Below are 13296 nucleotides of genomic sequence, written 5' to 3'. Positions count from 1 at the left end.
TGAAAGCCGTTTTTTTAATGAGCTTAGGCAGGCATCGATATTAAACGATGCTGAATATAATAATCTCAATAATATCTGATCTTCCTGCAACTACGACGGCCATTACCTTTCAATTTAACGTTCGCGAACTCTTATGCATCTTACCGAACTGAAAAAAAAATCTGTTCCTGAACTTCTGGCGATCGCTAATGAGATGGGCCTTGAGAATCTGGCCCGTTCCCGGAAGCAGGACGTAATTTTCTCAATCCTGAAGCGCCATGCCCGCAGCGGGGAAGACATCTATGGCGATGGTGTTCTTGAGATCCTTCAGGATGGCTTCGGCTTCCTGCGTTCTTCCGACAGTTCTTATCTGGCGGGTCCTGACGATATTTATGTTTCACCCAGTCAAATTCGTCGATTCAATCTGAGAACCGGCGATAGCATTGCGGGTAAAATTCGACCCCCTAAGGAAGGTGAGCGCTATTTCGCACTGCTAAAAGTCAATGAAATTAACTTTGACCAGCCCGAAAACGCTCGTAATAAGATTCTATTTGAAAACCTGACTCCGTTGTTTCCACAGGACCGTCTGGTCATGGAAATGGGGAATGGTTCTACCGAAGATTTAACGGGTCGTATCATCGACCTGGTGGCTCCCATCGGTAAAGGTCAGCGCGGTCTGATCGTTTCCCCACCCAAGGCGGGTAAAACCCTGATGCTGCAAAATATTGCAGCCAATATCACCCGTAATAACCCTGAATGCCACCTGATCGTTTTGTTGATTGATGAGCGTCCGGAGGAAGTGACCGAGATGGCCCGCTCCGTACGTGGTGAAGTAGTGGCCTCAACCTTTGACGAGCCTCCATCACGCCACGTGCAGGTGGCTGAAATGGTTCTGGAAAAGGCCAAGCGTTTGGTTGAACACAAGAAAGACGTAGTAATCCTGTTGGACTCCATTACCCGTCTGGCTCGTGCTTACAACACGGTTATTCCTTCTTCCGGTAAAGTTTTGACCGGTGGTGTTGATGCTCACGCTCTTGAGCGCCCCAAGCGTTTCTTTGGCGCTGCCCGTAACATCGAAGAAGGTGGCAGCCTGACCATCATGGCTACCGCCCTGGTGGACACAGGTTCCAAGATGGACGAAGTGATCTTTGAGGAATTCAAGGGTACCGGTAACATGGAACTGAACCTCGACCGCCGTATCGCGGAAAAGCGTGTCTTCCCTGCCATCAACTTCAACAAGTCCGGTACTCGTCGCGAAGACTACCTGACGACCGAAGAAGAACTCCAGCGCATGTGGATTCTGCGTAAGATTCTGCACCCAATGGACGAAATCGGGGCTATTGAGTTCCTGTTGGATCGCATGAAGCACACCAAGACCAATGAAGAATTCTTCCAGTCTATGAAACGGAAGTAATCCATCATTCTCCGGGGATAGGCCTGCCCTATCCCTATCCCTATCTTCTTTCAGCTGCAGCCTACACATCCAATGAAATACAGGGACCTCCGGGACTTCATCAAGCTACTGGAAAAGCAGGGTGAACTCGTCAGGATCAAGACCGAAGTCGATCCATACCTGGAAATGACCGAAATCAGCGACCGTACCCTTCGCAAGAAAGGACCGGCACTGCTTTTCGAAAATCCGAAAGGCTACGACATGCCGGTACTGACCAATCTATTTGGCACTGAACGCCGCGTCGCTCTTGGTATGGGACAGGATAATGTCAGCGCCCTTAAGGAGGTAGGTCAGCTCCTCGCCTACTTGAAGGAACCCGACCCGCCCAAGGGTTTCCGGGATGCTCTGAAAAAGTTGCCTGTCTTCAAACAAGTGTTAAACATGGGGCCCAAAGTGGTCAGCAAAGCCGCCTGTCAGGAAGTCGTGCTGAAAGGCGATGAGATCGATCTTAACCGGATACCTGTTCAAACCTGCTGGCCCGGCGATGCAGGCCCTCTGGTCACTTGGCCTCTGGTCATCACCAAAGGTCCTGAAAAAGATCGACAGAACCTCGGAATCTACCGTCAACAGCTGATCGGTAAAAATAAACTGATCATGCGTTGGCTATCCCACCGGGGTGGTGCCCTGGACTTCAGGGATTGGCAGCAGAAGGACTCTGACAAGCCTTTCCCTGTCACAGTGGCCCTGGGCGCAGATCCTGCTACTATCCTGGGCGCTGTGACCCCTGTGCCTGACAGCCTTTCAGAGTATGCCTTTGCAGGTTTGCTCAGAGGCAGTAAAACCGAACTGGTTAAAAGCATCACCAATGACCTCCAGGTACCTGCGAGTGCCGAGATAATACTGGAAGGTCATATCTATCCGGGAGAGATGGCGGACGAAGGCCCGTTTGGTGATCATACGGGTTACTACAACGAAGTCGAACGCTTCCCGGTCTTCACTGTAGAGTGCATTACTCACAGAAGGGATCCCATCTATCACAGCACCTACACAGGCAGACCTCCTGATGAGCCCGCCATTCTGGGAGTTGCCCTGAATGAGGTGTTTGTCCCCATTCTGAGAAAACAGTTCCCGGAAATCGTGGACTTTTATCTGCCACCGGAAGGGTGTTCTTACCGAATGGCGGTAGTCACCCTGCGCAAGGAATACCCGGGTCATGCCAAACGGGTCATGCTCGGTGTATGGTCATTTCTCAGACAGTTTATGTACACCAAGTTCGTCATTGTTACTGACGATGATGTCAATGCCAGGGACTGGAACGATGTGATATGGGCCATGACAACACGTATGGACCCCAAGAGGGACAGCGTCTTTGTTGAAAACACCCCCATTGATTATCTGGATTTCGCTTCACCGGTTACAGGTCTTGGTTCTAAGGTGGGCTTTGATGCTACGAACAAGTGGCCCGGAGAAACCGACAGGGAATGGGGTCAGACCATAACCATGACACAGAAAGTCAAAGATCAGGTTGATGCAATCTGGGATGATTTAGGTATAGACTGAAGCGGTTAAAACTCCTGATTATCACCTGTTTTCCTGTGATACAGTGTTACTTTTAGTGCAATCAGCAGGGATTCCCCAGGCATTCCTGCAGGCTGTGACATTCCGGAGGGAGGCATCGTGCAGATAACAGAGTCTTCAAAGCTGCAATGCTCAGTTGCCGATACTCAGCTTCTCAGCTCCGACATTTACCGTGTCAAACTGGCCACCGGGTCGGGCTGCTTGCCCGATTATTACCCGGGCCAGTATCTTATTGTTCACCTTCAGAATAATGAGAACAATTGTTTTTCTATTGCCTCAGCGCCGCAAGAAAACCAGCAGCATCTGGAGCTACACATTCAACAGCTGAAAGGCAGTCCGAACTCTCAACAGCTCTTTCGGGAAATAAAAGAAGGTGTGTTGAACATCAGTTTGCCTGCCGGGAATTGCTACCTCCCTGACTCAATGGATAAACAACAACCTCTGCTATTCATTGCTGCCGGTACCGGCTTTTCGCAAATGAAAAGCATGATCGAGTACTGCCTGCGTCACCATCATAATGGGGAGATCCATCTCTACTGGGGAGCCAGAACTCCAGCTGACTTTTATTTGCCAAACCTTCCTGTGCAATGGTCTGGTCAGGGCCTTCATTATCATCCAGTGGTCAGTGAAGCCAATCATGAAGATGACTGGTGTGGACGTCATGGGTTGTTGTACGAAGCGATACTGGCCGATCGAGAAAAGCTGCACCATTGCCAGACCTATATCAGTGGCTCTCCACAAATGGTTTATGCGACATATGACGTAATGATTGAAAATGGGTTCCCGAAAAAAAACCTGCACTCTGACGTTTTTGATTATGCGCCCAGAAAATAACATCACCGAAAATTTAGCTACCTTCACGGGTTCTGAATAAAAGTGCTTACTTATGGGCAGGGTAAAAAAAGACTGTCTTGCTATCAAATTATTTGCAGCGAATGGTAATTGCGCAACTCTTGTCTATATTCATAGTCGATAGTCATAACACCTAATCAATATACGGAGATTTTATGCAATCTTCCGCTGCCAAGGTTCAACAGACGGCCTTGAAAAGTAGTCGTGTGCGTCAAAAGAACATCCAGATCATACTGCAAGCTGCGGAGGACGAATTCGTTCTTGGTGGCTTCAAAGGGACTTCAATAAGAGACATTGCAAACAGAGCCGGATTGCCAAAAGCCAACATTCATTATTACTTTAACAGCAAGGTCGATCTGTATGGCGCCGTTCTCAGCCATATTATGGCACTCTGGGAAGCTGTTTTTTCCGGCTTGAACAAAGAGGATGATCCGGCTTCAGCCTTTCGACAGTATATACGGGCTAAAATGCGATACTGCCTGGCTCATGCCAACGCTTCCCGTATATTCAGCAGTGAGATCATTCATGGAGGGCAACACCTCAAGGAACACTTTGAGCACTTCAGAGCATGGATCAAAGAGAAGTCACTGGTTATTGAGTCCTGGGTAGAACAAGGCAAAATGGATCCTGTGGATCCTCTTCACCTGCTGTTCACCATCTGGGCTAATACCCAGTATTATGTGGACTACAGTCCTCAGGTGGCCTGTGTCATGGGTAAGGAGGCCCTGTCCGATGAGGATTTAGAGGCTGCAACAGAACATCTTTGCAACCTCATCATCAAGGGGTGCGGAATCGGCCATTGCTGATCATTGGGCTCAACAAACCATCATGGGTTTTTAGCGGCCGCCAGCAGTCCGGCTATAAAAACCCTGCAGTGATGGAACCGAGTTGCCCATTCTTCGGGCTTAGCTCTCTTCTTTTTCGTTTGCCCGTATAACCTCAAAACTATCCACTTTCTGGAAGCCACGGGGCAGTTTGTTACCCCTGCGGCCTCTCTCTCCGTGATAATGCACAATGTCTGCCGATTTCAACGTCACATGACGCTTGCCTGAGTACAGAACCAGAGCGTCGCTCGAGTTCATTATCGCCAGATGAACCATCAACTCGATTCGGTCCGATGCCCGTGCCGAAGGAATATTAATGATCTTGTTGCCCTTACCTCTTGCCAGCTTCGGCAATTCGGAAAGCGGGAAGACCAGCATGCGTCCCTCGTTGGTGATGGCTGCCAGCACCTGATCTTCTGCCGTTACCGGTACGGGCGACATAACCTGGGAATACTTGGGCAGAGTCAGCAGAGCCTTACCGGCCTTGTTCTTGCTGACCATATCGGAATGCTGAACAACAAAACCATAACCGGCATCGCTGGCCAGCAAGTAACAATCATTACTGTCGCCTATACACAGCCCTTCAAAGGTTGCTCCGGAAGGAGGGTTGACGCGTCCTGTCAGTGGCTCACCCTGGCCCCGTGCAGAGGGAAGAGTATGAGTTTGAATAGAATAAGCGCGACCAGTGGAGTCTATAAAGATTGAAGACTGGTTACTCTTGCCCTTGGCAGACAATCGATACTTGTCTCCTGACTTATAGTTGAGACTGGCAGGATCAACCTCATGACCTTTGGCACAACGCACCCAACCCTTCTCAGACAGCACGACAGTCACTGGATCAGATGTCATCAGATCCGTTTCAGACAGTGCCTGGGCCTCCTGACGAACCTTAAGAGGTGAACGACGGTCATCACCAAATTCCTCAGCATCGGCCTTGATCTCTTTTTTGACCAGGGTTTTCAGTCGACGCTCGGAGCTGAGGGTCAGCTCAAGGTTCTTGCGCTCGTTTTCCAACTCTTCCTGTTCAGCACGGATTTTGATCTCTTCCAGTTTGGCTAACTGACGCAGTTTGATTTCCAGAATGGCATCCGCTTGAACCTCAGAGAGACCAAACCGGGTCATTATGACTTCTTTCGGCTTGTCTTCATTGCGGATAATTTCGATGACTTCATCAATGTTCAGGAAGGCTGCCAGCAACCCCTCAAGAATATGAAGCCGGGCCAGCACTTTATCGAGGCGGTGTTGCAGGCGACGTCTGACGGTATCGGTTCTCCAGACCAGCCACTCCTTCAGCAGGGTATCCAGAGCTTTGACCTGGGGCTTACCGTCGACACCGATCATATTCATGTTGACCCGGTAGGTCTTCTCAAGATCGGTCGTGGCAAACAGATGGTTCATCAAACCATCCACATCGATACGATTGGAACGGGGAACGATCACCAGTCGGGTAGGATTCTCATGGTCTGATTCGTCCCTCAGGTCTGCCACCATGGGTAACTTCTTGGCTTGCATCTGGGCGGCCACCTGCTCCAGAATTTTCGCCCCGGAAGCCTGATAGGGAAGCGCTGCGACAATGATCTCTCCACTGTCCTGCTGGTAGACGGCTCTCATTCTCAAAGAACCTCGCCCCTGCTCGTAGATCTTCAGAATCTCTTCACGGGGGGTAATTATTTCAGCTTCGGTGGGGAAGTCTGGCCCCTGAATATGCTCAACCAGCTCGGCAGTGCCTGAGCCCGGATGATCCAACAGATGAATACAGGCGTTTGCGACTTCTCTCAGGTTATGAGGAGGGATGTCCGTCGCCATACCCACGGCGATACCAGTGGTGCCGTTCAGCAGCAGATTGGGTAATCGGGCGGGCAAGATCGATGGTTCTTCCAGTGTTCCATCGAAGTTAGCTACCCAGTCCACTGTGCCCTGCCCCAGCTCACCGAGCAGGACGTCAGAATAGCGAGTCAGCCTGGACTCGGTATACCGCATCGCAGCAAACGATTTGGGATCATCCGGCGACCCCCAGTTTCCCTGGCCATCTACCAGCGGGTAGCGGTATGAGAAGGGCTGAGCCATCAATACCATGGCCTCGTAACAGGCAGAGTCGCCATGGGGATGAAATTTACCCAGAACATCACCCACCGTACGGGCTGATTTTTTAAACTTGGCGGTATTTTTCAGCCCCAGCTCGCTCATGGCATAAACAATACGGCGCTGTACTGGCTTCAGGCCATCGCCAATGTGGGGCAGGGCCCGATCCAGAATGACATACATGGAGTAATTCAGGTATGCACTTTCTGTGTAGGCTCTCAGTGACTGTCGCTCTACGCCATCATCGCCGATGAAGGTCTGTTCCATTCTTAATAAACCTTGGGAGCTTTAAAAGTGAGCTAATCGGACATGATAATACCTCGATTGCTGATAGGACAGTCGAATACGCTGATTCATCCCTATGGCTGCTCTGAAATGTATGGATTTCCCCAGCCCTGAACCGCGGCAATACGAGCATTACGCTCAACTTCCCAGGCTGTTTCTGGATAGAGTCGATCCCAGGCTTCATAGAGCTTTCTCTGACTTTTGCTGAGTCTGAAGGCGTAACGGTTTGCCATATAGAGATAGATTCGGGCAATCTGGCCTCGTTGTGTTAACGGCGGTTGTGCTTTTTGCTGCTTGAAATTGACTTTAAAGTCACACTGACCATACATGTCAGGTGTATCTTGAAGAAAGCCGAAGCGGTAGTTGGATCGATCGCCATTCACTTCTCCGACTGCAGGAACCAGGTTGTGGAGATCCGATTCCATTTTGCGAAAATCGGGATTCTTGCCACAGCTTTTACGACCTCCCTCCTGCCAGCACTGCAGCTGATGACCAAATTCCCAGGCTGGTACCACATGCTCCCACTCAATTCTTGAAGCTCGGTTTGGCTGTTTTCGTACCTCATATCCGCAGGATTCAAGATCAGGCACCAGTTTCTTGCCCTGCACGGTTATATCGCAGCCGCAATAAAAACTGGTGAGGTGATTGGAATAGATTTTTACTGCTTCCCGCTTGGCCTGAGAAAAGCTGGTGAGTGCAGACCAGACAGAAAAAGGAAAGCTGGCAGCGCAGAAGAAAACCAGTAAACGAGAAACAATGGACACGAATCAGACCCGAACATAAAAGACTCAGGCTGATTTTATTAAAATTTGGCTCTATGGTTCCATATTTGTTTTCAACACGTCGCTGACGCGTACCATACATTTACGGCATCATAAAGATCGCCTGACACGGAAGAGTGAAGACCGATGAAAATAGTCATTGCCCCCGACTCCTTCAAAGAATGCCTGACCGCCGCCCAGGTCGCCTCAGCGATCGAAACCGGCTTTAAGGAAATTCTTCCTGATGCTCAGTATGTCAAAGTACCCGTCGCCGACGGTGGCGAGGGAACACTTCAGTCACTGATTGATGCCACGGATGGTCATTTTATAAAAGTGCCTGTCACAGGCCCTTTGGGCCATCAGGTTCAGGCTGAATTTGGCGTACTGGGTGACGGCGCAACGGCGGTCATCGAGATGGCCAGGGCTTCCGGGCTGGAGCTGGTCAGTCCTGATCAGCGTGACCCGATGATTGCAACCACAGCGGGAACTGGAGAACTGATCCTTAGTGCGTTGGATAGAGGTGTTAAAAAAATAATCGTCGGGATTGGTGGCAGTGCAACCAATGATGGCGGTGCCGGTATGATGCAGGCTCTGGGGGTTCGGTTATTAAGCGACGATGGTAAAGAGTTGCCTTACGGTGGAGAACCGTTACAAAGCCTCGGCAGCATCGATACCTCCAACATGGATCAGCGCCTGCAATCGGTTGAAATCATCGCTGCCTGTGACGTTGATAACCCTCTGACCGGTAACAATGGAGCTTCTGCTGTTTTTGGCCCGCAAAAGGGTGCTACACATGAAATGGTGGAAGCTCTGGATCAGTCCCTTGGGCATTATGCCCGGATTATGGAACGCGATCTGGGTGTCTCTGTCCGTGACGTGCCCGGTGCCGGAGCGGCCGGTGGCATGGGGGCGGCATTACTGGGTTTTCTCAATGCCCGGCTTGAGCCCGGTATTGAAATTGTCATGGATGCTGTTGGTCTGGCTGAAAAGGTCAAAGGGGCCAATCTGGTCATTACGGGTGAAGGTCGTATAGATGGCCAGACTGCTCAGGGTAAAACCCCTGTGGGTGTTGCTCGTATCGCCAAATCATTGGATCTTCCGGTGGTGGCATTGGCTGGTTCAGTTGGGCAGGGTGCAGACGCCGTGTATGCTCAGGGAATCGATGCCCTGTTTCCTGTGGTGCATGGAGCTGTCAGTCTTGAAAAGGCATTGATGAAAGGAGAAGAGAATCTGATCAGGGCTGCCAGAAATCTGGCCGTAGCTTTGACGATGAAACTTTAAAAACGTTTAAGAGCCAAAGGTTTTAGGGGCGGATACCAGACAAAGTCTATTTGCAGGCTCACGGCCCCTTGACGACATCTCTTGGGAGCAATCATTTTTTAACCGGTACCAATATCTCGGATAAATGACAGCTCAACATACCTGCGACAAAAACAGTCAAAGCAACACCCGCACCTGACTGCGCTGACGCCCAGAGAGAATTCTCCTGCAAAACGTAGTAATACGCTGTGCCAATAAACAGCCAAAGCCACCAGAAACCCAGTGAAGCAATAGCGGCGACTTTCAGCAGTGCCGACAATGCAATTCTCATCTTGGTCTTTTCCTCGTTTTTGTTAAGCATTAAAACTGTCAGCTGTAAGACTAGCTCCGGGAGTCGCAATGAGGCATCAGGGTTTAACGCAGTCTTTGGCTTTTAATCCTGACCGCTTGGCGGAAAAAGGCTTAAATTTTGGCAGCGGTATTCACAAATTAAAAATCTGCTCTATTTTTTACCCATCAGCCTGAGTAAGTCATTGCTCAGGTACTTCAGGAACCCCGGCCGCTGAATCAGAATCAGGCAGGTAAAAGAATAACAAAAGTTAAAAGAAATATACCCCGCAATGAGCTGCTTATTGCTGAACACTTTTTTAAATGAAATATAAAAATATCAACAAGTTGACAGTCTGCCTGCTGCTCACCCTATTCCTCAGTCCGACACTCAGGGCGCTTACGCCTTCTGTTGTGGTCGTAGGTGGAGGTCCTGCAGCCATGACAGCCGCACAGACGATTGCAAGATTCAACCCATCAGTCACGATACGGGTGATAAAAAGTCATAAAAGCCAGGGTCAGCTTGAAGGAGCGGGTACCATTGAAAACTGGCCCGGAAGCCTGACAATCAAGGGGTCAAGCCTGCAAAAGTTGATGGAAGACAAGGCAAGCAGCAATCCTAATGTTCAAATCATTGAAGATCATATTGTTGAAACTCAACTGAAGGGAACCCTGAAGGTTTTACAAGGTGAGCGTTCTGCCTATTATGCGACCCTTGTCATATTGGCATCGGGGGCAAAGCCCAACCTGCCGACGATTCTGGAGCCCTACAAAGGTAACGGGGTATTTACCTGTACCGACTGTGACGGTCCCAGGTTTGCAGAAAAAGATGTTCTGGTGGTGGGTGGAGGAGCCTCAGCCATTGAACAAGCTATCAGCTTGCTCAGCCTCAATGCCAATAAGGTCCATCTTGCTGTACAAGGCAGTAGCTTCAAGGCAGAAAGTATCATGATTGATCTTCTCTACAATGCACTGGAGAGAAGAAAGAAGGCTCTTTTTCTCTATTTCGAACATAATCTGGAGTCCATTTACATCAATCAGAATGGCTTGCTCAATGCCAGTACATTGAGTTTTGAGGGCGGCAGGCGCAGGCTGAGTCTTCCTGTTTCAGGTGTATTCTCAGCCATTGGGCAGAAGCCTCAATCCGGTATCTACCCTGATATTTGTCTGAATAACAAGGACTATATCCAACGCTATGATTTCAACCAAACTCCATGGTCTCAGCCCTTGATGAAGAGCAACATGCTCACACTCGGTTCTGTTGATAGCCCCTTTGTTACTCTCCTGATGGCTGCGGCCAGGGGAACAACCTCTGCCCAGTGGCTGAATAAAACGGTGACAAAAAGTGTTTGGTCGAAAAGGAGGGTCGCTATCCTTGGCGCAGGGATTGGGGGGAAAACCGCTGCTTTATACGCCAGCCGATCCGGGTTTGATGTTGTTCTCATTGATACCCGAAACAGAAAGCCGTTGAAAAGCTTCTGGCCAGTCCCTGACACTGAATCCAGCCTGCTTATAAGTCTGGATAAGCAGCTCCTCAGGTTATCCGTTTCTACAATAACGGCAGATACCATTACCTTGATGCCTCTGGAAAATCTCTACCGCGTTCAGGCTGATAACCGTTCCATCATGGTGGACGGCGTCATTGCCAATACACTGGAATACTCGCCGGAGGATCTGGGAATTGGCTCAATAGCGCCCGAGAGTCTGGATAACGAATACCGTTGGAGCCACACCTGTCAGAGCGGCGTTTTGACTGCAGGGGATGTTGCTGTCCATCACGATCTACCCAGACAAGCTATAACGGCCTCTTATTCTGGCTATCTTGCCGGCCTGAGGGCACTGGAGGAAATCCTGATGATGGAAGCGCAGGAAGCACTTCTCAATAGACCCTGAGCAACAAGCATCCAGCCTGTTCATTATTTGTTGTGGAGAAAGGCAAAGAAAATGCATGGGTGGGCGGCATTTTTGTTAGTTGTGCTTAACGACATGTTATGAACTTTCATCCTTAAAGCGACTCTATGTAACCGCATTAATTTTGAATTTTCTTTCTAATCGAGAACAAATACTCACTTCGAAGATTCCGAGCATGAATAGACTAGAAAATAACGGCACCGTCGGCGGTTCACCTCCACCAGAACCCTATCAGACCCTATTGGTGCAAGCTCCAACGGGTGTCAGTGCGGGAAGAAATATCACTGTGCCAGACGAGAGCAAAGCTTCACTACTCAATTTGTGCGTCTACACACATTTGAAAATTATTGGCTTTTTAGGTCTTAGAGATATTGTCCGTTTAAAACAGGTATCCACCTACTTTCGAGAAGTGATTCAAGAAGATAATGCGCTGGCAAAGGCGTGGTATAGTCGTTTTCCTCCATCACACCAGTTACTACTTAAGACAATCGTCACTTCAAAAGATGATGATCAACTCCGTTGTTGGATGGAGCGGTTTATAAATGATAAGGATTTAATCGATTCACTCATAAAACGCCGAAACAATCCCTATATACCTGCTCTGCTTCATTTCACCAATACTGAACGGAAGTCTCAATTTAGAGCCTTTAAGTCAGCTACAAAAGTCACTGTTTCAAATAACAGCTCTGTCAGCTCCGCCAGTTGCAGCGCTGATGCTTGCCATATCTTGACCTCCAGTGGAGACGGCTCGGTGAGAATCCTGGGCCTGGAGGCCGACGGATCATGGAAACCAAAAGTTCTCATTGTTCAACGCCATTCAATACATTCAGCCAGCTTCAGCGCCGACAGCCGCTGCGTGGTGATTATCGGTTACGACGGCACGACGAGTATCTATAGTCAAGAGGCCGATGGTTCGTGGGAACGAAAAGTCAAAATTTTTGATCCGCGCGTCGCTTCAGCTACCTTCAGTCCCGATAGTTGCTATCTGGTCACCGTCAATGAAGATGGCATGGCAAAAATCTATGGTCTGGAAGCCGATGGTACCTGGGTAAAAAAAGCCATTATTCCCGATCAGAATGGCTTTATTTCAGCGACCTTTAGCGCCCAAGGTCGCTATATGGCGACCATCGGTAAAGGTCAGACAGCGCATATCTTCGGCCTGGAGGACGATGGATCATGGGAACCAAAAGCCATCATTCGCCACAATAGTAAAGCCAGGTCAGCCAGCTTCAGCGGCAATGGCCGCTTTGTGGTGACTTGCAGTCGCGATCACAATGCGAAAGTCCATGGCCTGGAGGACGATGGATCATGGCAACCAAAAGCCATTATTCGCCACAATAATTTAGTCAGGTTAGCCAGCTTCAGCCCCGATAGCCGTCACGTGGCGACTGTCGGTAACGATGATGTTGCGAAAATCTATAGTCAGAAGGACGATGGATTATGGCAAGAAAAAGGCATCATTTCCCATGATGGTGCGATTCTATCACTTAACTTCAGCGCTGATAGCTGCCATGTGGTGACTGCCAGTGCAGATGGGACGGCGAAAATCTATGGCCTGTGGGACGATGAATCATGGAAAGAAAAAGAGACCTTTTTCCACAAAGATTGGGTTAAATTTGCGACCTTCAGCCCTGATGGCTGCTATTTCGTGACTGCCAGTTCCGATGGTATGGCAAAGATCTACGGCCTGAAGAACGATGGGTCATGGGAGGAGAAAGCGACCATTCCTCATGATAAGTCGGTCTCTTCAGCAGCCTTCAGTACTGATGGCCGACATGTGGTGACCGTCAGTCTTGACGGTACAGCGAAAATCTGTGGTCAGATGCTCGATGGAACCTGGTTAGTAAAAGCGACCATTTCCCATGGTGGTTGCGTCAGATCAGCCACCTTCAGCCCCGATGGCGACTATGTAGTAACCGTCGCAGACATTGCTCGGGACGGTAGTCGTCGTCAAGCCGTGAAAATCACCGAACTTTGGGTGGAAGATGAACCTCTGAGTGAGGATATATGTCGCCTCTTTTGACCCATGACTCTAAGGTTCCTG

General features: G+C 49.5%; 10 protein-coding genes. 7 read left to right on the top strand and 3 right to left on the bottom strand.

All coding sequences use genetic code 11. The features are described from left to right. Positions 1-133: 133 nt before the first annotated feature. The 4 genes from rho to KBW69_RS18705 all read left to right on the top strand — a co-directional run bounded on the left by rho (position 134) and on the right by KBW69_RS18705 (position 4608). Positions 134-1393 carry a transcription termination factor Rho gene (rho, locus tag KBW69_RS18720; protein WP_257276489.1) on the top strand — a complete coding sequence of 420 codons (1260 nt, stop codon included), beginning with the start codon at positions 134-136 and terminating at the stop codon, positions 1391-1393. A 72-nt stretch (positions 1394-1465) separates the two neighbouring features. Then, entirely contained in the window at positions 1466-2932 is a 1467-nt protein-coding gene (gene ubiD / locus KBW69_RS18715) for a 4-hydroxy-3-polyprenylbenzoate decarboxylase (RefSeq protein WP_257281846.1), read from the top strand. A 117-nt stretch (positions 2933-3049) separates the two neighbouring features. Next, positions 3050-3784: an NAD(P)H-flavin reductase gene (locus KBW69_RS18710; protein ID WP_257281845.1), complete on the top strand. Its 735-nt coding sequence runs from the start codon at positions 3050-3052 to the stop codon at positions 3782-3784. Positions 3785-3957: 173 nt separating this feature from the next. After that, positions 3958-4608, top strand: a complete 651-nt coding sequence (locus KBW69_RS18705; protein WP_257281844.1) for a TetR/AcrR family transcriptional regulator — start codon at positions 3958-3960, stop codon at positions 4606-4608. 99 nt (positions 4609-4707) lie between these two features. Here KBW69_RS18705 and parC read toward each other — a convergent pair whose 3' ends face one another. Together parC and KBW69_RS18695 are read right to left on the bottom strand one after the other, a co-directional pair. Continuing rightward, the gene (parC, locus tag KBW69_RS18700) at positions 4708-6975 is read right to left on the bottom strand and encodes a DNA topoisomerase IV subunit A (protein WP_257281843.1); all 2268 of its coding nucleotides are present in this window, start codon (positions 6973-6975) and stop codon (positions 4708-4710) included. Between the two features lie 92 nt (positions 6976-7067). Next, positions 7068-7757 carry an endonuclease gene (locus tag KBW69_RS18695; protein WP_368736441.1) on the bottom strand — a complete coding sequence of 230 codons (690 nt, stop codon included), beginning with the start codon at positions 7755-7757 and terminating at the stop codon, positions 7068-7070. 144 nt (positions 7758-7901) lie between these two features. Between KBW69_RS18695 and KBW69_RS18690 the strand changes: the two genes are divergently transcribed. Next, positions 7902-9035: a glycerate kinase gene (locus KBW69_RS18690; RefSeq protein ID WP_257281842.1), complete on the top strand. Its 1134-nt coding sequence runs from the start codon at positions 7902-7904 to the stop codon at positions 9033-9035. A 91-nt stretch (positions 9036-9126) separates the two neighbouring features. On the opposite strand, the gene KBW69_RS18685 is transcribed toward KBW69_RS18690, so the two are convergent. Further along, positions 9127-9375, bottom strand: coding sequence for a hypothetical protein (locus tag KBW69_RS18685; RefSeq protein WP_257281841.1), 249 nt, complete (start codon positions 9373-9375; stop codon positions 9127-9129). A gap of 290 nt (positions 9376-9665) precedes the next feature. On the opposite strand from KBW69_RS18685, the gene KBW69_RS18680 reads away from it, so the two are divergent. Together KBW69_RS18680 and KBW69_RS18675 are read left to right on the top strand one after the other, a co-directional pair. Then, positions 9666-11234 carry an FAD-dependent oxidoreductase gene (locus KBW69_RS18680; protein WP_257281840.1) on the top strand — a complete coding sequence of 523 codons (1569 nt, stop codon included), beginning with the start codon at positions 9666-9668 and terminating at the stop codon, positions 11232-11234. A 193-nt stretch (positions 11235-11427) separates the two neighbouring features. Then, entirely contained in the window at positions 11428-13275 is a 1848-nt protein-coding gene (locus tag KBW69_RS18675) for an F-box/WD repeat-containing protein (protein ID WP_257281839.1), read from the top strand. Positions 13276-13296: the final 21 nt, after the last annotated feature.

Origin of the sequence: Endozoicomonas sp. ISHI1 (assembly GCF_024606225.1) — a bacterium.
Lineage (GTDB): Bacteria > Pseudomonadota > Gammaproteobacteria > Pseudomonadales > Endozoicomonadaceae > Endozoicomonas_A.
Note: the sequence above shows the minus strand (reverse complement) of the source record. Positions and strands in the feature narration are given on the sequence as shown.